This window comes from Vibrio sp. Vb2880 (genome assembly GCF_033337975.1).
Lineage (GTDB): Bacteria > Pseudomonadota > Gammaproteobacteria > Enterobacterales > Vibrionaceae > Vibrio > Vibrio alginolyticus.
Genome location: NZ_JAWORT010000004.1, coordinates 140,081 through 161,720 on the forward strand (window position 1 = coordinate 140,081; position 21,640 = coordinate 161,720).

Here is a 21,640-nt window from a genome sequence, read left to right on the forward strand (position 1 = left end):
GATTAGGCCTCTTGTTGTGTCAGTGGGACTTCATGGGCCGCAACGTCTTTTCGCGCCAAATAGAACAGGGTATGGATGTACGCAACCAACAATGCAGCGTAAATGGCTAAATACATAATGAGAGAAGTCATCACACTGCTGCTCGCAACCGTGGTGACGGCTTCTGATGTACGCAATACACCGCTGACCAACCAAGGTTGTCGACCAATCTCAGTAACATACCAACCCGCCAGTGTGGCTATCCAACCAGAGAACGTCATGGCTAATACTGTGTATAGGTAAGGTTTAGGTAGCGCTTTTTTGCGTGCTAGCTTCACCGCGCCATACCAGCTAACCAGCAGCATAAGGACGCCCACACCAACCATCACGCGGAAACCAAAGAACAAGGGCTTCACTGGCGGGTGGTCAGGCGCAAACTCGTTAAGTCCCTGGATTTCCCCGTCTAAGTCATGCGTAAGAATCAAACTCGCCAACTTAGGGATGCCCACTTCAAAATCATTGCTGCGAGTTTCTTCATTTGGCATCGCAAATAGTAGAAGAGGTGCGCCTTGCTCGGTCTCCCACACACCTTCCATCGCTGCAATTTTTGCAGGTTGATGTTCAAGCGTGTTTAACCCGTGAAGGTCACCGACAAAGATTTGTACCGGGATGAACCCAGCCGCCGCGAACAACGCGACTTTTAGGCCAAGTTTGGCTGAGCGATGATCTGGCTTTTTCATTATTTGATAAGCCGAGATACCCGCAATCAAGAAGCTGGCAGTCAGCGCCGATGCTAATAGCGTGTGTAGAAGACGGTACGGTAAAGAAGGATTGAAAATGACTTCTTTCCAACTGGTCACATGAACAATGCCGTCAATCACTTCATAGCCACTTGGTGTGTGCATCCAGCTGTTAAGCACCAGAATCCAAAATGCGGACATACTTGTCCCAACAGCAACCAGAACTGTGGCGAGAGTATGAACCCATTCCGGTACTCGTCCTCGTCCAAAAAGCATTACACCCAGGAAGGTGGCTTCCATAAAGAAGGCGGTCATCACTTCGTATCCGAGCAATGGTCCAGCTACGTTTCCGACTCGTTCCATAAAGCCTGGCCAGTTGGTACCAAACTGGAAACTCATCGTAATGCCGGATACCACACCCAAGGCGAAAGTGAGAGCGAATATCTTGACCCAGAAGTAATAAACATCGAGCCATACGGGGGCTTGTGTGCGGTTATATCGCCACTTGAAAAACACCAACATCCATGCCAACGCGATGGTGATGGTCGGGAAGAGAATGTGAAAGCTGATATTGGCCGCGAACTGGATCCGCGACAGCATGAGGGTATCTAACATCTTGGTTCCTCAAAAACGTGCCATACTAAAAATCGTGTCTATCTGTAATTTAGTTACGAAAAGTCGGGCAGTTTGGATTCATGTATCGAGAAATACAGGTGATTCTGTTTTCTTCTAACCATGATTTATATCAACTAAGACAAAGAAAGGAGTGTAGGAAATTGTCTCAAAATGCCACTAATAGTCGCGAGAAGTGAGTAAAAGAAAGCAAATGTAACTGAAGGAGCATGGATTAAGATTAGTTCGAATTATCCTTATGATGGTTTCGATAATCCTGAAATAAAATTACAGAAACAATATTTTTAGTAAGGAAATTTGCCTTGCCTTCACTTTGAACCTCCATACTATTTATACACTAGTCATGTCGAGATCATCTCAAACACAGCAAGCTTACTGACAGTTAAGGTGGGAAACTTTAGCTAATTGATAAACTTAAAATTGCACCGCTAATGACATATGCATCATAAGTTTGTTAGGACTCGACCAGAAGTGCGATAGGCTACATTTTTATACTAGCGAACGATTTAAAGCTAGGTAATTCGGCTTTCACTAGATCAGCAAGTCGACTGCGGACCATTTTCGATTCCTGATGAGTTTCAATCCAAACTGACACTTACTTTTCAGCAAGTGTGCTAGTGTCTTTCTTGTTATTTATTAAATAATTAATAAATGCCGATATGGTAAAGAGAGTTGTGGACAGCTATCTCGAGCAGTAGACTGACGCTAGCCAGAGAGTCTGACTTTGAGGGGGGCATTCTACATGAATCTTGGATTCTGCCACCGCAAAGCTGATATTGAATTTGATGGAGATGGATAATGAACGACAGTTGGGCTAATTTCTTTCCTTACTTTGCTGGAGCTTTTAAGCTTATTGTATTAGGGATAGGAGCCTACTTAGCCATTAAATGGCATTTTGACGAAGAGCGAAGGGTAAGAGAAGCGGAAGGTGTGGTGTTTGATAACCCAAGTCTCATGAAAAAGTTTGCGAAGACGCTAACTCTGCCATTCCTTTTGTGTCTTCTAGTTCTTCTTGTTATATATGCTACCAACAGGTTCCTGTACTGACGGCTTTATTGTTTGTTGTAGTAAAGTTGAATGCTGCCACCTCTGAGAGTCGAGCCGTAGTTGAAGTTAACGCCTATGCCGAAATTGTCCAACCAATCAAAGGGCTTTGGTGCATAAAATAGCCATCCTATAGAAGCTTCGTAGTAATGCGGACTTCCAAGTTCGTCGCTTAAATCATGCGAAAGGTCGACTCTTTTAATCCCAGTAAATAAAGCTTGCTCACCGTGATAAATATTGTAGTAACCGGTGATTTCATTAGATAGGTACCAACCTTTAGGGTTGCCTATATTGCCGTTATTTGCGCTTCCCCAGCTGTGCCCAATGAATGAATTCAATGTCGAACTGGCATGCCATTTCCCCCAACTTGTGGGAGACGTGTATTTGGCTTTAATGGATGGTTGAACTATTGCCGCCCATGCTGAAACGTTAACGGCACGGCCGTCTAGGATTCTTCCAATGATGGAGGAAAGTTTATTATCGGTAGAGAATGAGTTTTCATAACGCATAAGGTGAGTCGTCGTTCTGGTGCTAAGGGTGACGTTTTCACTTGCTTTGTATAGATACCCATAACCAATCGATGCACCGTATGTCCTTTCCTTGAGAAGATCCTTACTTGTGCCGAATAGTTTGAGATCATTCTCTGTTTGTATCGTAAATGCCTTAAACGACAGCTCATGTAAGTCCTCGCTGCCCTCTATGTCAAAGTTAGTCGTGTAAGGGAGAACATATACGGATTTGCTTCGACGTTCATTGATTGACTCGTCAGTCCCGAACTCTGGGTTGGCGGTATCAAATAATGCATTCGGATCAAAGTCGCCAATACCAAACGCAATTGCGTCAGTGTCGGACAGCAAAACCGCGATAGAAAAACGTTGTTGGAGAAGGTTGCTAATTTCCTTATCTAGTGGATCCGCTTGAGCTGTGTTAGGAAGAGAGAGTAGGAGAGCGAGCGAAACGACTCGCCACTCCACTGAGGCGAAGTTGGGTTGGAACATTTTGGCTCTTTCAAATGGTTCATGCATGGAGTTTTTGGACGTACCGGTACGCTAACATTAGTTTAATCGTTGAATGGTCGGTGTAACTTTGAGAAATCTATGTTTTCTCATATTGATATGAAAAAGTTCCTTAAACGAGTTTAGCTTCAATGTGTATGCTGCACCAGATTTGTTTAGCAACATCATTCTTTTCTGAAGATGTAGCAAGACTTTGTGACTAGGTTGCATTATTTTCTTTAATGCGTCTCTTGAGAGGAAAATAGCAAACTTTTTTATTGCCTTGGCGCTCAAGAAAATCTGAATCGTTCACTGTGCTACTGGTTAACTTCGAAAACTTGTAAGCATCCTGTCTGCCAAGATCACGACTAACATCATCAAGGAGTACCCTTAAATACGTCAGATAAACAATGGTTTTTTTGAGCTTTAGAAGAAATGTTCGGACCTTTGCATATTCCGCGGTGGTGCTCAATCCAAGAACTGTGTTTTGTATGTGTTCTCAGTAAATCATTGAGTCGATCTATTCTTCAAAATGTGGTCCCTTTTAATTCACTTTCTGTTACATATTTTCGTTTTGAAAGAGCATTTTAATTTGCATCTTTTGAAAAGATCTCTTTGTTAAATTTTGTATAAAATCAACTAATTGTTGAAATTAGAACCCTTGTCAAAAAGTCATTAGATTTCATGTTGAATAGCCTCTTTTACCTAATAGTATACTCTATTTGTTTGATATAATTTCCGGCAGTTTGTATACCATAAATAAAGAGAGTCTATTCATGTTCCAGAACTTAACGATCAAGCAGAAGATAGTGATTCCGCTGTCATTGATTATTGGATTGTTTATTGTGAGCTCTGTATTAAACGTTATGACAAGTTGGAAGCAATCTGAATTGAGTGAGACACTCAACGAACAGATCGTGCCGAACTTATTAACGATTGAGGATGCTTACCGCGATCTTTACCAAGCTACATCTGCAATCCAAGGTGTTGCTCTTTCTGATACTCAAACCGATATTGATCACCACATCGGTGAATACAAAGACAACGCATACAAAGCGCTGCCGCGTATGGAACAAATGATTGAGCTATCGCAAGCCGGTGTGACGCCTTCTACACATGGTAATGAAGTTCGAACGCTTGTCTCTTTGGGTGAAAAATGGTTAGCAAGTTATGAGGCGATGCTACGTTTACCTCAATCTCAATGGCGTGGTTACTACAATGAGCACAAACATACCTTTGAAGACCAATTTATCGAGGTTAGAGCGCAGCTTAACGTTGTAAAAGATGCAATAGAAGAAAAGCAAAGCCAATTGAAGGACGAAATATCAGCGGCTGCAACAAGAGCAGAACTCATTCTTGAAGCGGGCATTGTGATTGTTATTCTGGCCGCTATTGCGATGGCGTTTTTGTTGTTGCAAACGGTTGTGAAGCCTATCAATGATATTAAAAATGCGATGACAGAAATTGCGTCCGGTGAAGGTGATCTAAGTCAGCGAATTGATGTAAAAACACAAGACGAAATTGGCAATTTAGCAGACGCATTTAACCAGTTTGTGTCCAAAATTCAAGTGACAGTCGCTCAGGTAATTGAAAGCTCAAATACCCTACGTAACGAAATGGCAAATCTTAGCTCGTTGACTACGACCATCGCGAACTCGACCGTTTCTCAGCAAAAAGATAGTGAGGCGGTAGCGGCGGCAGTGCACGAAATGCAAGTCACCAGCAGAAATGTAAGCGATAGCGCTAACGAAGCCGCGGTTGCGAGCCAAACAGCGAATGATGAACTTACCAATACCAATGTTATTTTGGATCAAACGGTTAGCTCAATTCGTAGCCTCGCAAGTGAAATCGAAAGCGCAAGCCACGTCATTAACACATTGGATCATGATGTGAGTAACATTGCGTCCGTACTGGATGTAATTCGTGGTATTGCCGAGCAAACAAACTTATTAGCGCTTAACGCAGCCATTGAAGCGGCTCGCGCTGGAGAGCAAGGGCGAGGCTTTGCTGTGGTAGCGGACGAGGTTCGTTCTTTAGCCAGTCGTACGCAACAGAGTACGGGAGAAATCCAAACCATGATTGAAAAGCTACAATCTGGTGCAGGACAAGCTGTAGAAGTGATGCGCGGTAGCCAAAATAGCAGTGATGAAACGATCAAGTCCGCTGGCCGAGCGAGTGAATCCCTTTCTGAAATCTTGAACGCGATTTCACGTATGAACGAGATGAATACACACATTGCAACGGCTGCGAGCCAGCAAAGTACAGTAAGTGACGAAGTAAATAGCAACGTACAAGGCATTGCAGACAGTAGCACTTCAATTGTGGAAATCGTAAACCAAGCGCAAGCTTCTTTAGCCATGTTGTCAGAGCAAACTCAACGTTTAGATCATCAGGTCAGTCAGTTCAAAGTATAAGCTTGAGAACAGCAATCTCACTGACGAAATAACCCGCTTCTTAGCGGGTTATTTTTTAGATAAGTGGCGAACCTGACTTGTGAAATTTCGACTATATTTACATTCCTTTCTCACTTTAGTTCGTATACCAGAGTGGGCAAATAACCCTAGACAGCGGTAACAAACTCTGTACAGCGTGATGATGTTTTTATCATCACTTTTGCTGCTTTTTAACCATTGCAATTGCACACAGGAAAATGTGATTTCCAACCCAAAATCTTCAAATTTGAGAACTTCATAACACCTTTACCATAAACGTTTTTCGTAAGCGTATAGAACTGTAAATTTTGTTGTATGTACAACACTGGGTATTTATCATCCTAATTAATTTGTTCTGGATATACATCCGTTAGTCATTATTAAGTCATTCTAGAAGCTTTTAATAAGGAATCTTGAAGGCTTGTCGGTAGATAAGAGAGAAAAATTCATGAGACGTAAAACCACGCTATCTCTGCTGATTGCGTCGAGCCTTTTTGTGGTTGGATGTCAACCTAGCGAAGAAGGATCGAGCCAAGGTGGTGGTCCTGCGCCCGCAACCGAAGTAGAAGTGTTAACAGTGCAGCCAACGCGCCAAGCATTGACAGTAGAGTTGCCGGGTCGTAGCCGAGCATTCAAAGAAGCAGAAGTTCGTCCGCAAGTTACTGGCATTATTTCGGAACGAAATTTTGTTGAAGGTGGATTTGTTGAACAAGGACAGTCGCTATATCAAATTGATGATTCGTCATTTCAGGCGGATTTGCTGAGCGCTGAAGCGGAATTAATCCGTGCGCAAGCTGCGGCAGAGTCGACCTATGCCACGGTAAAGCGTTACAGAACCTTGATCACCAAAAAATCCATCAGCCAACAAGACTTGGATGAAGCAGAAGCTGCATACAAAGAAGCGAAAGCGCAGGTCCTAGTCGCAAAAGCCAAGATCAACACAGCAAAAATCAACTTAGATTATACGCAAGTCAAAGCTCCGATTAGCGGGGTGATCGGTAAATCGAGTGTGACAGCGGGTGCGTTGGTTACGGCTAACCAAGCTGCCAAATTAGCGACCATTCAGCAGCTTGACCCTATCAATGTTGATATTGTGCAATCATCCGCGCAACTGCTGCGTTTGAAAGCATCACTCTCCCAAGGCCATATGCAAGAAGATGACTCTGCGCAAGTTACATTGATGCTTGAAGATGGCAGCACTTACGAACACAAAGGCACAATGAAATTTACTGAGGTCAATGTGAACGAAAGTACGGGCAGCGTGACGCTTCGTGCCGAATTCCCAAACCCTGACGGTTTGTTGCTACCTGGAATGTTTGTTCGTGCGACGGTCATTACTGGTGTCGACCCTGATGCGATTCTAATACCACAAAATACGGTATCTCGTGATGCGACAGGTAAAGCGACAGTGATGACGGTTAATGGCGAGAACAAAGTGGAAGCGAAACCAGTGAAGACTGCTGAAGCGATCAATAGCCAATGGCGCATTATTGATGGTTTGAACGCGGGTGATAAAGTCATTACCGCCGGTTTACAAAAGGTAGGGCCAGGCAGTTCGGTAACTATCCAAAACGGTGAACAGGAGTAATCATGGCACGATTTTTTATCGATCGTCCGGTATTTGCTTGGGTTCTCGCGATTCTAACGATGTTGGCGGGGGTAATGTCATTATTCAATTTACCCGTCTCGCAATACCCAACGATTTCACCGACGACGATCACCATCAGTGCTCGCTATCCAGGTGCATCAGCAAAAACCGTTGAAGACTCTGTAACGCAAGTTATCGAGCAAAACATGACGGGATTAGATTACCTTCGCTACCTATCATCGAGCAGTGATGCATTTGGTAATGCGACAATTACCCTGACGTTTGATAGCGAAGCTGATCCTGATATCGCGCAAGTACAGGTGCAGAACAAACTGCAATTGGCATTGACTTCATTGCCGATGGAGGTACAAAACCAAGGTATTGTCGTCAATAAATCCAATACGGCATTTCTCATGGTTGTCGCAGTTTATTCTGAAGATCCTGACTTTACAGAAAACGATATCGGCGACTTTGTTGTAACGAATATTCAAGACCCGATAAGTCGTGTAACTGGCGTAGGACAAGTGCAGGCGTTTGGTGCGCAGTATGCGATGCGAGTTTGGCTGGATCCATTTAAGCTTACGCAATTCAACTTGACCGCAATCGATGTAGCGAACGCGATCAGTGAACAGAACGCGCAAGTTTCTTCAGGTCAACTTGGTGCAGCACCTGCGCAGGAAGGCCAGTTGTTGAATGCAACGATTTCGTCTGCAAGTCGTTTGAGCAGTGTGGAAGAGTTCCAAGACATCATTCTTAAGTCTGACGCCAGTGGTTCTAATGTTTATTTGAAAGATGTTGCTCGTGTTGAACGTGGTGCAGAAAGTTATGATATTCGAGGCCAATATAATGGCTTCCCAGCGTCGGGGTTAGGTATTTCATTAGGTACTGGCGCAAACGCGCTTGAGACAGCCAATGCGGTAAAAGAGCGCTTAGACCAACTGAGTGCTACGTTCCCAGAAGGGTTGCAGATTGCTTACCCATTTGAAACGACGCCATTCGTCAAAGCCTCGATTCAAGAAGTGGTTAAAACGCTATTAGAAGCCATTCTTCTTGTGTTCTTAATCATGTATCTGTTCTTGCAGAACTTCCGTGCGACGATCATTCCAACGATCGCAGTGCCTGTCGTACTGCTCGGCACCTTCGCTATTTTGTACGCGACTGGATTTAGCGTAAACACGTTAACCATGTTCGCGATGGTTCTGGCTATCGGTTTGTTGGTGGACGATGCCATCGTTGTGGTGGAAAACGTCGAGCGTGTGATGCATGAGGATGGGTTAGAGCCCAAAGAAGCGACCAAAAAATCGATGGGACAGATCACTGGTGCCCTGATTGGTGTCGGTTTGACGCTTTCAGCGGTATTCGTCCCTATGGCGTTTATGTCTGGTTCTACCGGGGTTATTTACCGTCAGTTTTCAATAACTATTGTGGCGGCTATGACGCTTTCCGTTTTGGTTGCGATAATTCTGACTCCAGCATTGTGTGCTACGTTGCTGAAAAAAGGCGATGCTGAGCTTCTAGAGAAGAAAGGCTTCTTTGGCTGGTTTAACCGCAAGTTTGATGCGATGACAGCAGGCTATGAAACCGGCGTTGCCAAACTTCTAAAACGCACAGGTCGCATGTTGGTTGTATTTTTGGCAATGAGTGCAGGTGCTGGCTGGTTATTTATGAACCTTCCAACGTCATTTTTGCCAGATGAAGACCAAGGCACAGTATTCTCAATGGCTATTTTGCCGCCTAACTCAACACAAGAACAGACGGAAAAAACACTTGAGAAAATGCGTGACTTTTACCTAGTAGACGAAAAAGACAATGTAAAGTCAGTCTTCTCCGTTGCTGGATTTAGTTTCGCAGGCCAAGGCCAAAACATGGGGATGGCATTTATCGGTCTGAAAGATTGGTCTGAGCGTGAAGCGCCTGGCGCCGATGCCGCTTCCATTACTGGTCGAGCGATGGGGTACTTCTCTACCATTAAAGAAGCTTTGGTGTTTGCGTTCGCCCCTCCAGCGATTCAAGAGCTAGGTAACTCGACAGGTTTCGATTTCTATCTCCAAGACTCGTTGAATAAAGGGCACGATGCATTAGTTGCGGCTCAAGGGCAACTTCTGGGCATGGCAGCACAAAACCCGAAACTTGTCGGTGTTCGTCCAAACGGTCAGGCAGATGCGCCAATGTACAAAGTTAACATTGACCACGTCAAACTTCGTGCTTTGGATGTCAGTATCAATGACGTAAACCAAATCCTGTCAGCTGCATGGGGCGGGGCTTACATTAACGATTATATTGATCGCGGTCGTGTGAAGAAAGTGATGGTGCAAAGTGATGCGGAATACCGCATGCAGCCAAAAGACTTCGATTCATGGTACGTACGCAACGCTAAAGGAGAGATGGTGCCTTTCTCTGCTTTTGCGAGTGGCGAGTGGACCTATGGCTCTCCTCTTTTGCAGCGCTTTGATGGTTTGCCAGCAATGAATATTCAAGGCGGTGCAGCTCCTGGTGTAAGTACTGGTGAAGCCATGGAAGAAATTGAAGCAATGGTAGAAAAGCTACCAGAAGGTTTCACGGTGAACTGGAATGGTATTTCGTATGAAGAGCGCCTTTCCGGAAACCAAGCGCCGATGCTATATGCGCTATCTATCCTCGTCGTATTCTTAGTTCTCGCCGCTTTGTATGAAAGTTGGTCAGTACCTTTCGCCGTGGTGTTAGTTGTGCCTCTTGGTGTGCTTGGTGCTGTGCTCGCGGTAATGACGCGAAGTATGGACAACGATGTGTTCTTCCAGGTGAGCTTATTAACGACGGTCGGCTTGGCAACCAAAAACGCCATTCTGATTGTTGAGTTTGCAAAGGACTACTATGAGAAAGGCGCTGGGCTTATCGAAGCAACCTTACATGCTGTTCGCGTTCGTCTGCGCCCAATTATCATGACATCGCTTGCTTTTGGTTTGGGTGTGGTACCACTTGCTATCAGTTCAGGTGTGGGATCGGCAGGTCAAAACGCAGTAGGTACCGGCGTACTTGGTGGCATGATCAGTGCCACGATATTGGGTATATTCTTCGTCCCAATCTTCTTTGTAGTGGTTGAGCGATTGTTTGATCGACGTGCGAGAAAAGAGTCGGAGGCAGAGTTGTCTGAGACCAGCACTAAACCCACTCAGCAAAGCGAGTAGGACTTGCTTGTTTTAACTGAGTTATACTAGTGATAATAAACACGATTAAAGGGCGCTTCGGCGCTCTTTATTTTATGTTTTCACTTGGTGGTTACCGTCTATGACGCGAGCCTGAAAGACGGCGTGTTGTGTGCAGTATCAGCACAGCCTTTTCGGCCGAATGAAAGCCTAAAGAAGAAAAACGACGATGAAAGATCAGAAAATTTCCCCAATTTCCGTTTTGGATCAAAGCCCTATGTTTGTCTGCGGTGTGATGCAGCGCATGTACCGCAATCGTGCCCAAGCCGAGCTGTCTCGGCAAAATTTGATGACACTAGAAATGGCAAGTGCACTGGCCGCTTTAGAAGAATTTCAACCTATGAGCCAGCAAGCGTTGGCTGATGCGGTTCGAACTGAGCGAAGTGTAGCAAAGCGGATGGTGGACAATCTGGAAAAGAGAGGGTTTGTTCAAGTTTCTAAAAGTAAATCGAATCAGCGCCTTAAAATGCTAAGCATGACAAAAGAGGGAGCAAATGCTTTAAAGCAAGTTCATCAAATCATGACGAATTTACAGAAAGAGTTTTTTTCTTGTTTGTCGGAATCTGAAGCGAGTGAATTTTTTCGTCTGGTAAGAAAGCTCACTTTTGCGAATCACGACCAGTAACTGACATCAATGCCGTTTAGCGTCTTTATTTTATCGCGGACCAATTATATTAAGCTGTAGAACTTAAGAAATAGGATGCCCAACGTACAGGTCACGGTAGAAAGCACCGTAGTGAGTGCGATGATATTTGCAGCTAACGTGGCATTGCCTCCCATGGAACGCGCCATGACATAGCTGGCAGCAGCGACTGGAGAGGCGTTCATAAAGAAAAGAATACCTAGCTCAATTCCTCGAAACCCTACTAAGTAAGCTCCCATGGTGATGATGACTGGCGCTACGATGAGCTTGTAACTGCTCGCAAACCAAGATGGACCTTTCTCTTTTCTCATCAAGCTAAAGTCAAGTGAGCCGCCCGTACACAACAGCGCCAAAGGCAATGTCATTTTGGACAAGTAGTCTCCTGCGTCAATAACCACATTCGGTACTGGAATAGCGAGTAAATAAAAAGCCATTCCTAGAACAATGGAGATTATGAGCGGATTCCTAGTCAGTGTTCGGCCCATCATCTTTGCTGCTTGCGAGGCAGACGTTGCCCCCTTGGGCGATAAGCAAATTACCGCTTGGACGTTATAAATAAATGTGGTGACCGCGACATAGAGCGCTGCTAGCGCCACACCTTGAGAACCATACGCATTGGCAACGTAAGCGATGCCAATAATACCTGTATTTGCTCGGAACCCACCTTGGATAAGAACGCCTTGGTCAGGCGATGCTTTGAACAGAAGTTTGACGGAAAGGTAGGTGAAAATGAAAAACGAAATACTAGCGATGACGCCGAAATTGACAAATCCACTTGCCGCGGAAAAGTCGTGTTCTGAAGCCACAATGCTGACAAATAACATTGCAGGCAAGGTAACTTGAAACACCAGTTTAGAGCCTACTTCGATAAAATTATCGTTGATTAGACCAAAGCGCTTAAAAAGAACGCCAAGTACCAACATCAAACAGATAGGTCCGGTTATCGACAAAGAGAATTGCAACTGATGTAAAACAGCTTCCATGTAAGTATCCGCAGCAAAAGAAAAAAGTGTTCCTGTTGCCTATTAAGCCACAAACCCGGAGGGTAGGATAGTAACGTGATGAAATTTTCTTCTGTTGTAGGTTCCGGAGTCATTTACACTCCAAGTTATGGACGAGGTCCCAATTTAACAAAGCGGTACTGGTCCTACGTGCGATATGTTGGTTAACTCGTTGTCGTGATGCATCCACATGCGTATTAGATGTGAGGGCTGGTCATCGTAGTTATGGATAGGAGTTCATCAATGAAAAGGAAACACAACAAAACTGTACTGTGTGCGTTTGTCTCTGGTTCGGTATTTGGTGCGGTTTTGGTCATTGCGATGTCTTTACCAATGTAATCCTCTTAATTGGCTGTTGGAACACTCACACTAATTCAGTACAAAACAGATTGAGTTCTGCGGTGTGTGCTGTTAGTTTAAAAAACATGAAAATACACGTTCGCCCTTCATTAACAACCTTCTCTTGGTGGCGCTCTAAATAGAGCGGCGCGGAATACTTACATTCTTAAGCTGCTGGATGGTAGCTAAGAGTGTTTGATCTTTTTATCTCCAGTAGCGATCTATTAAATACTTGGAGACAAATATGAATAGCCATAAAAATACATCTCAGCGTGAAATTATACTTACCGGAGATCGAGCAACAGGTCCATTACACCTCGGGCACTATATTGGTTCATTGCAACAACGAGTCAAATTGCAAACGGAGCACGAGCAAACGATCTTGGTTGCGGACATGCAAGGGCTGACGGATAACGCGCATAACCCATCAAAGGTATCCTCTAATATTCTCAATGTCGTTGCAGATTATTTGGCTGTTGGTATCAACCCCGCTCAAACTACGATCACGTTGCAGTCTCAAATTCCAGCGTTAGCCGAGTTGACAATGTATTACAGTAATCTTGTTTCTATCGCACGATTAGAGCGAAACCCCACGGTTAAAAATGAGATTCAAAGTAAAGGCTTTGAACGCTCTATTCCCGCAGGCTTTTTAACGTATCCAATTTCTCAAGCTGCTGATATTACGGGGTTTCATGCGACGCTAGTACCAGTGGGTGATGACCAGCTGCCGATGTTAGAGCAAACTAATGAAATCGTGAGAAAAATAAACCACCTGGGTGGGAAAGAGGTTCTTAGGGAATGCCGTCCATTACTTAGCGATGCACCTCGTTTGCCGAGTACTGACGGTAAAAATAAGATGTCTAAAAGCATGGGGAACGCAATCAACTTAGGCGCCTCCGAAAAGGAGATTTCCGCGGCAGTGAAATCTATGTATACCGATCCCAATCATCTGAAAATTGAGGACCCTGGCCAAGTCGAAGGGAATATTGTATTCATCTACCTCGATGCTTTTCATCCTGATAAAAATTATGTAGAACAGCTAAAAGACCATTATCGACGAGGTGGATTAGGTGATGGTTTGACCAAGAAAGTGTTAGAAGAATGCTTACAAGAGATGCTTCGCCCTATTCGAGAAAAGCGCGCTATGTATTTGAATGATAAAGCGCAGCTGATTGATATTTTAAAACAAGGTAGTGAGCGTTCTCGCGAGAAAACCGAAAAAGTGCTATTTGATGTGAAAGATGTATTTGGTTTAAATTTGTTCTGAATTAAAAGTAGAGAGTTGAACATAAGGCACGACGGCTGGTTAGCAACGTGCCTTTTTAAGTTCCCAGTCAGTCAAAGCGCATTATTAAGAAGAAAAAAATTCACGACGAAAATCCGCGACTTCTTGTTGGTAATAGCTTTGCCATTCCGGTTCTGACAAATGTGAATGGCTAGAGGCTCTTTGCGTTCTTAGTTTGGACTCAAGTTGCTGTAATGCTTGTTGATAATCTTTGACTCGTTTTTTTTGCTCTGTAATTTGCTGCCGACGAGCATGAATGTTTTTACTTTCTTCTTTCGTTAAGTAAGTTCGTTCTAGCTCTGCGATGAGCGCCAAGCGATCTGGTAGGCTTATACTATTAGGAATCAGGGTGACCGCACGCTCATATTTTTCCTGGTCGCTTGTTAGCCCGATAGCACCTGCATGTTCTTGCCAGTCAATGGTGAGTTGCTCGAAAGCTCGCAAAAAGTTATCTGGGCTTTGAGTGTCCAGCTTTTGGGCTTCTAAGTTGAAATCGTACAGCGCGAACTCATCCGCGAAAACAACATCAGCCAATTCTCCCCAGATGCGTCTTGCTTCGTTCTTCAGCTGTGCAATACGCGACGCCAGTGATTGCTGCTCATCAAATAACAAATTTCCTACACTCTCTTGCCATTGGCTGCTGAGCTGAGGGTAGTTCGCCAAAAGCTGGAATCGAGCTGAAGATAAATGCGCCTCAAACAAGGCGACCTGCTCTTCACAACTACGGTCCAACATACACTCTTGCCAAAACGTCTCAAGTTCAGCGACAAGTTTCCTGCCTTTGAGTTGAGTTAATCGCTCAGTCGTTATTTGAACTGTGGAAGGGAGCTTAGTTGTTTGTGGTGAAGTATCTGTATCGGGCACGATGCTGCTTGTTTGTGGTGAGGTACTGGAGACACTCTGATTTTTTGTCTTAGGGGAAGGAGAGGAAGCGAGCTCTTTTTTTTGAACATCGTGATTGAAAGTTAAAAATATCATGCCCGCCATAATGGCGGACATGATTATCAAAGCGATTTTCTTCATGGCTTGATTGTTGCGCTTACTGGGAAATGGTCAGAAAGGTTGTAGTGTTTCCATAAACTCTCTGCGGTTGTGCGGGGCACGTCTACACGGTTGTCATTGAATGATTTCACCCCGTACTCACTACTCACCATAACATAGTCAAGGTATTCCACGTTTTCGCCACCTGATAACGCTTCACCTGCGAAGTTATTGATACGGGGATCAAAGGTTGACTCCGTGTAACCAGAGTAGTGAGGCTCTATGGCACTTAAGTTAGCGATCATTTGTTGGTAGTCACCAGGGAACTTTCTTTTGTTTACGTTAAAGTCGCCGCTGTATACCACAGTTTCGCTTGAAGGAATGTTAAGAGATTGGGCGAGTGTGCGGATTTGTTTGAACTGGCGCTGACGATACTCACGGGCGGTGTCTGTATCGAAAGATGCGGTATGGGTAGCAAACACATGGTAAGCCTGACCACCTTTAATTATTTCCGCATAATTTACGCCTTTATCGGCAAAGCAGTCTGTACCAGAGCAATCGGGAAAGACATATTGCGCTTCATTCACGATAGGGTAGCGACTAACTATGATTACGCCACCATCATGAATATTAACGCCTTCTTTATCTAACATCTTTGTTTGGTAAGGATATTCCTTGGCTAACTCACGTAAGAATGCATCACGGCCGCTGGCAAACACCTCTTGCAGCGCCAAAACATCGTAACCTTTTACATGTTGAGGAATCAGTTCGTAACGATCTCCAATGTGCGATGCAATAGCCGTCAACGCCCAGATGTTATAAGTCATCAACTTAAGGTTTTGTTCTTCGTTGTCGACAGACTCCGCTACCTTGCTTGGCGTGATGGTGTAGTAAAGATCATCATATCGAGCGGTACTGTCTGACTTAAATGCCAGTTCGGTTTCTCTCGTACCAAAAGCGTTAGTGTTGGCACGATGAATGTTACGATCATCTTTGAGAGATAACTCGACATCGGCTGCGGATAAGCCGTATTCAATGGTCGAATTGTACCAATGGCCTTCCATTATTTGATTGAGTGTTATGCTTTCACCTTCGGGGCTAGAAACCACAGTTTCAAAACGGTAAGTTTGATTTGATTTCACGCCCTCCCAGCGGTTGAAGCTTAATACAGATTTAGTTTCCCACGGACCAAGTACCTGCACATGTTGTTGCCACTCTTCTCCGTATTGAAGCAAATCACTGCCTTCATGTTTTACTTGAATAGTTAACGGTTGATCAGAGTTATTCGTTAGGTAAACGTCGGTATCTGCAATGCAGGGTAACGCTATCAAGCTACTTAATAAAAGGCTCCACTGCGAAAATTTCATCTTATTTTTCCATCATTTGAACTAGAGCAATCATTCTTGTTTATAAATGTTACTTGCACGTTAAATATGGATGACATCTAAGCCAGCGCTGAAAATTGTTATCAGAATGTGATCTTTATTCAATGGTTAGGATGGGGGTATTGAGTGTGTGGCCGTTGAAGCGGTGGAAAAATAATACCAACAGTCAACGAATTGCATTCACTGCAATCAAGCTGTCATCTTTGCTCTATAAGTTGTGCGGCGTCATTCATCTAGCCATATGGCTAGAACTCAAATTGATAGATGGAGCACCATGGCTAGAGCAGTAAATCCAACCGATGAAACCATCATTAAATTGTTACAAGAGCAAGGTCTGATTAGAAGTGAAGCAGAAGCGCGTTTAAAGAAAGAGGTGTACCGCTTGCAGCCTAATGAGATAGCAAAAGTAAAAAATTATGCCCAGCATTTTGGGATAAACGCGAAAGAAAAGCTCATCGATGAGATCTTGGATCTGCGCCGAGAAGCGCTCATGAAAAGATGTAGACACAATACGGAGCATGCGAGCCTATCTCTAAAATAGCTTGTGATAAAACTATCAATTACTGGTCAAGATTTGATCTCTCAAGCCGATGTATATAAGAGCGTTCAATGATATCGAGCGCAAAAAACAGTGTGTTTTAGAGGTTAAGCTTTCACTTAAGTGAGAGGTTTGGAAAGGCTGCGGGGAGAAAGTGCATGCGTATTAAAGACTTAAGTGTCGTAAAGAAAATATCGGTTAGTTATTTAACCGTTTTTGCCGTGTTTGGTTTAGTGTCAGTAATGTTGGTGCAAGGTTTGTTAACACTGAATAAAGACATCTCAGTGTTAACAGATAAAAGTTTACCTTCTGTTGCGATTTTGAAAGGTATCCAAGTTGATATTACTAAAGTGCGTAAAGATGAGTTCTCTTTATTGCCAAACGCAAATCACCCCAAAATTGGTGAGTGGTTAAAAGGCCTCGACCAATGGCGTTCTGATGTGCAGGCTGGTATTGCAGAATACGAAAAGCTCGACCTTAATAAGCGTGAAACGCAGTCTTTTAGCGTTTTTAAAGAAACTTGGAATCAATACATCAAAGAAACGAAGACTTACAACGCACTGCTAAGCCAAGGTGATGCTGAAAGTGCAAATGATGTGATTTTATCGAGTTTCGATACCTACTCAAAAGCGTTGAGCAGCTTGGATGATACCCTCGCGTTGAACGATGAGTTGGTGAATTTGATTGGTGAAGAAGTACAAAGTGAAGCGGCATTTACACAATACAGCGCTGCTGTTGGTGCGCTCGTCGTCGCATTGGTCATGGTAATGTCTGCCATGTTGCTTTCTCGAGTCATTTGCGGGCCTGTTGATCGAGCATTGGAATTCGCTTCCAAAATCGCCAAGGGTCAATTGAATAATCAAATCGACGAAAGTGAATTGAGCAAAGACGAGTTAGGAACGTTGCTTAAAGAGCTTGTCGGTATGCAAACAAACTTACATTCGCTGGTTTCTGAGATTAATGACTCAACGATTCAGCTAACGGCAGCAGTAGAGGAAGTGAGTGCTATTTCTTCTCAGACCGCCTCTGGTATGCAAAATCAACAAATTGAACTTAGCTCGGTGGCTTCTGCGATGACAGAGATGCAAGCTGCTGTAAGTGAAGTGGCACAAAATACCGAAGTTGGCGCAACCTCTGCTTATTCGGCTGCGGAAGTGGCAAAGCAAGGAACGGCGACGTTACAACAAACTATCGCAGTAATTGAGCGTGTATCACATACGATCCAAGAATCAGATGAACTGGCACGTGAGCTTGAATCGAGCTCAAACAATATCAATGTGGTCGTCGATGTGATCCGCGGGATTGCCGAGCAAACAAACTTGTTAGCACTGAACGCCGCAATTGAAGCCGCTCGGGCTGGTGAACAAGGACGTGGGTTTGCTGTTGTGGCAGATGAGGTTCGTTCTCTGGCGCAACGCACTCAAGACTCCACTTCACAAATTGTGGAAATTGTTAATCAGCTACAAGAGAGCAGCAGTAAAATAGGGCATTCAAGCCGTGATTGTCAGGAGGGTATTTCTCAGTGTGTTGAGCAAGTTAATGATGCTGATAGCCAGATAAAAGAAATTGAACATTCTGTCGATAACATAGCGCAAATGAGCACACAAATCGCAACGGCGTGCAGTGAGCAGAATTCTGTATCCGAAGAGCTGAATCGCAGTGTGGAGCATATTAATAGTGCTTCAACAGAGATGGCTGAGGGAGCTTCACAAACGGCTGTGGCTTGTCAGCAGATTAGTAGCCTAGCGCACAACTTGAAAACTCGAATAGGTTCATTCCAGCTCTAGCTGTTGTGTTTCAGCTTTATTCCTAACCTCATTGCTACAATAAATAAGCCGGACGAAATGTCCGGCTTATTTATTCTCTGTCTATATAAGTTCAGAGTATGCTCAACCTTGGGAGAATATGCTCGCTAGGCTGGAATACCACTGTGAAACTTAAAATCTGTATCTGGCGTAGAAATTAAATCTGCCTCTATACGTCCAAAGTAGGCGATGCGCTCGCTGATATCTTTGCCTGCGATTTGCTCCGCTAATACAAGATAATCCTGGTAATGGCGTGCTTCAGAACGTAATAAAGAAATGTAGAACTTTGCGATATCGTCATCCATATGTGGTGCTAGTTTGGCAAAACGCTCACAAGATCGGGCTTCGATGTACGCACCAATGATGAGTTTATCGATCAGCGTTTCCGGCTCATGAGTCTTCATATGCGAAATCAGTCCTTTAGCATAGCGACTTGCTGGAATATTTTTATACTCAATTCCACGACTTTCCATGATCTCTAAAACTTGATAAAAGTGGTGTAACTCCTCTTTTATCAAAAGCACCATCTTATCGATCAAATCTTGGCTGTATGGTGAGTCGGACTTAGCCATGATTGACTTAGAAATATTGCTCTTGCCTTTTAAAGTTTCCAATGAGCCTACGTTACGGTAAGCAAAATCTTCGTAGGGCTTAAACCAGTCAAGTAGAGCATGTGAACTGGATTGGTCAACGGCATACTTACGAATTAAAAACATGGCAGATTGGCCAGCTTTTAGTTCGCACAGTAGGTGGTCTAACAAAATGGTTTGAAGGTTCTCTGGTTTCTTTGCTTCCTCTACCCATTCATCAGGTGTACTGCATTGCAGAAATTGGTTAATGGGAGCAAGAAGATCTTGATAGGCGTCTAGATTCATCATTTTAGTTTTAGTACTTCACATTTTTATTGGGCATATCCGTTGTCTTGCGGATAGAAAAAAGGCTGCAATTGCAGCCTTTCTTGACCTGAAGTGAATGTTACCACTTTTTCTTCTCGCCGAAGAGTGCTTCCATGTCATTGTCACGCTCTTTGTCAGCAATCTGCTGCATTTCGGCATCGCTTTTATCTTGGCGCTTTTTATCTAAGTCACCCAACATCTCTTCAAGCTTTTGTTTCGCTTGAATAGAATAAGGATCGCTCTTAGTGCTCAAAGCATCGATACCTTTACGCAGCAGTTGAAGCGCGGTGCCTGGTTGGCCACGAGCGATAGAGTCGTTTGCTCTTTTGATGACATTTTCAATGTTGATGCGAATTTGCATCGTTTCCAAGCGCGCATTTTCAGTGACGTAAGTCTGGGTATCCAATCGGCCTTTGTTGTGCTCGTTACGGATAGTGTCGCGAAGTCGTTTAACCAGCTTAAGCATGACGATAGCTTGTTTATCACTACTCGGCATCTTGAAAGTGGTACTCTCGCCAGTAGGACCATTCTCTTTTAGCTGCGTAATCTGCTGCTTCATATTTTCGATACGTTGAGCAAGTTGCTTGTTCTTCGGGTCCAGCTCATGCATGCTCTCTAGCGCGTCAAGAATACGATTGTTTAGACACAGCAACAGCTCTTTACTAAAAGGGATATGGTGTGCATGACCAATCAACTCTTCAGTACCATCTATCAAGGCTACATATCGCGCTGATTCCTGCCTTTTTGCGGTTTCAACTTTAACCTTATATTGCAACATAATGTTATAGCCTAGGATTAACACCAGTAGGATGGCTACCAAAGCGATTATTAAACCAATATTCATATCTTTGCGTCTGCTTTACTTTTCTGCGGCTAGCGTTAAAGAATACATGAATCTTATCTTACTCGGCACCTTATTTGTTTGATTATTTTGTCTCTCCCACGTTTTAGTTACTGATAGAAGTCACATCATAGAACTTCGGTCATTTATTGGCTCAACTTTGTGCATATTGTTTCTTGCTTGAAGATTATTAGTATGTGATTGAGGTATAAGTTAGAAATTGCTGTTCATTTCGATTTGAACGCGTTATAACTAATTATTATATCGCTCGCTTGAGTGGCCAATAAACTCTCTCATGAATAAGTAAGGGATTACGATGAAACTGCAGCAGCTGAAGTATATTGTTGAGGTTGTAAACCATAATCTGAATGTATCTGCAACGGCGGAAAGCTTATATACCTCTCAGCCAGGTATCAGTAAACAGGTTCGGTTGCTGGAAGACGAGTTAGGCATTCAGATTTTTGAACGTAGCGGTAAGCACTTAACGCAAGTGACGCCAGCTGGAGAAGAAATTGTACGTATCTCTCAAGAAATTCTCGCTCGTGTAGAAAGTATCAAAGCGGTGGCTGGAGAGCACACCCATCCAGAAATGGGGACGCTGAATATCACCACGACACATACGCAGGCTCGTTATGCACTGCCAGATGTCATCAAAGGTTTTACTTCTCGTTATCCAAAAGTGTCGTTACACATGCACCAAGGTACACCATCACAAATGTCTGAGGCGATAGCTAAAGGCACAGCGAATTTTGCGATTGCGACAGAAGCTCTTCACTTATATCAAGATGCCATCATGCTGCCTTGTTATCACTGGAATCGTTCAATAGTTGTGCCTAAAGACCACCCACTAGCGAAGAAAGACAAAGTAACAATCAGTGATCTTGCCGCTTACCCATTAGTCACTTACGTGTTCGGTTTTACTGGCCGTTCAGAGCTGGATACAGCATTCAACCGCGAAGGTTTAACCCCGCGAGTGGTGTTCACGGCAACTGATGCAGACGTCATTAAAACTTACGTTCGTATGGGTATTGGTGTGGGTGTGATTGCAAGCATGGCTGTGGATGAAGAGCAGGACGGTGACTTGGTTGCAATAGATGCGAGCCATTTGTTTGGCGCGAGCACCACGAGCATCGGCTTCCGCCGTGGTACATTCTTACGCTCTTACATGTTCGATTTTATGGAGCGTTTTGCACCGCACTTAACGCGTCCAGTGGTTGAGCAGGCGATTTCGTTGAAGTCTAATGCAGAAATCGAAGAGATGTTTAAAGACATCGAGCTTCCGGTGAGATAACACTTCATTGATGTTTCGATTCCCTCTACAATGCGCTCGTTG

Annotated in this window: 16 protein-coding genes; 9 read left to right on the forward strand and 7 right to left on the reverse strand. The window is 44.0% G+C overall.

The window, feature by feature from the left end; genetic code table 11:
* Positions 1-2 precede the first annotated feature (2 nt).
* Positions 3-1,334, reverse strand: coding sequence for a cytochrome ubiquinol oxidase subunit I (locus tag R7M92_RS06245; RefSeq protein WP_053349484.1), 1,332 nt, complete (start codon positions 1,332-1,334; stop codon positions 3-5).
* 816 nt (positions 1,335-2,150) lie between these two features.
* Here R7M92_RS06245 and R7M92_RS06250 point away from each other — a divergent pair.
* Positions 2,151-2,399 (forward strand): hypothetical protein, encoded by a 249-nt coding sequence (locus tag R7M92_RS06250; RefSeq protein WP_033905060.1) that lies wholly within the window; start codon positions 2,151-2,153, stop codon positions 2,397-2,399.
* A 5-nt stretch (positions 2,400-2,404) separates the two neighbouring features.
* Here the strand turns inward: R7M92_RS06250 and R7M92_RS06255 are convergent, their stop codons facing one another.
* Positions 2,405-3,394 carry a Solitary outer membrane autotransporter beta-barrel domain gene (locus R7M92_RS06255; protein WP_054576388.1) on the reverse strand — a complete coding sequence of 330 codons (990 nt, stop codon included), beginning with the start codon at positions 3,392-3,394 and terminating at the stop codon, positions 2,405-2,407.
* Positions 3,395-4,167: 773 nt separating this feature from the next.
* On the opposite strand from R7M92_RS06255, the gene R7M92_RS06260 reads away from it, so the two are divergent.
* From R7M92_RS06260 to R7M92_RS06275, 4 genes are all read left to right on the forward strand, one after another.
* Positions 4,168-5,805: a methyl-accepting chemotaxis protein gene (locus R7M92_RS06260; RefSeq protein ID WP_053303221.1), complete on the forward strand. Its 1,638-nt coding sequence runs from the start codon at positions 4,168-4,170 to the stop codon at positions 5,803-5,805.
* Positions 5,806-6,271: 466 nt separating this feature from the next.
* Positions 6,272-7,411, forward strand: coding sequence for an efflux RND transporter periplasmic adaptor subunit (locus tag R7M92_RS06265; protein WP_053349487.1), 1,140 nt, complete (start codon positions 6,272-6,274; stop codon positions 7,409-7,411).
* Between the two features lie 2 nt (positions 7,412-7,413).
* A complete protein-coding gene (locus R7M92_RS06270; RefSeq protein ID WP_054576391.1) occupies positions 7,414-10,575 on the forward strand; it encodes an efflux RND transporter permease subunit in 3,162 nt (1,053 codons plus the stop codon).
* Positions 10,576-10,762: 187 nt separating this feature from the next.
* Positions 10,763-11,218, forward strand: coding sequence for a MarR family winged helix-turn-helix transcriptional regulator (locus R7M92_RS06275; RefSeq protein WP_017635039.1), 456 nt, complete (start codon positions 10,763-10,765; stop codon positions 11,216-11,218).
* A 44-nt stretch (positions 11,219-11,262) separates the two neighbouring features.
* On the opposite strand, the gene R7M92_RS06280 is transcribed toward R7M92_RS06275, so the two are convergent.
* Positions 11,263-12,219 carry an AEC family transporter gene (locus R7M92_RS06280; protein WP_025766898.1) on the reverse strand — a complete coding sequence of 319 codons (957 nt, stop codon included), beginning with the start codon at positions 12,217-12,219 and terminating at the stop codon, positions 11,263-11,265.
* A 601-nt stretch (positions 12,220-12,820) separates the two neighbouring features.
* Here R7M92_RS06280 and trpS point away from each other — a divergent pair.
* On the forward strand, positions 12,821-13,843 hold the full coding sequence (gene trpS, locus R7M92_RS06285; RefSeq protein ID WP_025766897.1) for a tryptophan--tRNA ligase: 1,023 nt from the start codon (positions 12,821-12,823) through the stop codon (positions 13,841-13,843).
* Between the two features lie 84 nt (positions 13,844-13,927).
* On the opposite strand, the gene R7M92_RS06290 is transcribed toward trpS, so the two are convergent.
* Together R7M92_RS06290 and R7M92_RS06295 are read right to left on the reverse strand one after the other, a co-directional pair.
* The gene (locus tag R7M92_RS06290; protein ID WP_154204707.1) at positions 13,928-14,884 is read right to left on the reverse strand and encodes an ATP-dependent dsDNA exonuclease; all 957 of its coding nucleotides are present in this window, start codon (positions 14,882-14,884) and stop codon (positions 13,928-13,930) included.
* Positions 14,881-16,209 (reverse strand): sphingomyelin phosphodiesterase, encoded by a 1,329-nt coding sequence (locus tag R7M92_RS06295; protein WP_154204706.1) that lies wholly within the window; start codon positions 16,207-16,209, stop codon positions 14,881-14,883. The genes R7M92_RS06290 and R7M92_RS06295 overlap by 4 nt, the downstream gene beginning before the upstream one ends.
* Before the next feature lie 292 nt (positions 16,210-16,501).
* Between R7M92_RS06295 and R7M92_RS06300 the strand changes: the two genes are divergently transcribed.
* Entirely contained in the window at positions 16,502-16,768 is a 267-nt protein-coding gene (locus tag R7M92_RS06300; RefSeq protein WP_017634954.1) for a hypothetical protein, read from the forward strand.
* A 155-nt stretch (positions 16,769-16,923) separates the two neighbouring features.
* The gene (locus tag R7M92_RS06305) at positions 16,924-18,552 is read left to right on the forward strand and encodes a methyl-accepting chemotaxis protein (protein ID WP_005388969.1); all 1,629 of its coding nucleotides are present in this window, start codon (positions 16,924-16,926) and stop codon (positions 18,550-18,552) included.
* Between the two features lie 125 nt (positions 18,553-18,677).
* Here R7M92_RS06305 and miaE read toward each other — a convergent pair whose 3' ends face one another.
* Together miaE and R7M92_RS06315 are read right to left on the reverse strand one after the other, a co-directional pair.
* Positions 18,678-19,448, reverse strand: a complete 771-nt coding sequence (gene miaE, locus R7M92_RS06310) for a tRNA isopentenyl-2-thiomethyl-A-37 hydroxylase MiaE (RefSeq protein ID WP_005388968.1) — start codon at positions 19,446-19,448, stop codon at positions 18,678-18,680.
* Between the two features lie 97 nt (positions 19,449-19,545).
* Positions 19,546-20,310, reverse strand: a complete 765-nt coding sequence (locus tag R7M92_RS06315; protein ID WP_005378247.1) for a hypothetical protein — start codon at positions 20,308-20,310, stop codon at positions 19,546-19,548.
* A 313-nt stretch (positions 20,311-20,623) separates the two neighbouring features.
* Between R7M92_RS06315 and cysB the strand changes: the two genes are divergently transcribed.
* On the forward strand, positions 20,624-21,598 hold the full coding sequence (gene cysB / locus R7M92_RS06320) for an HTH-type transcriptional regulator CysB (protein ID WP_005388967.1): 975 nt from the start codon (positions 20,624-20,626) through the stop codon (positions 21,596-21,598).
* Positions 21,599-21,640: the final 42 nt, after the last annotated feature.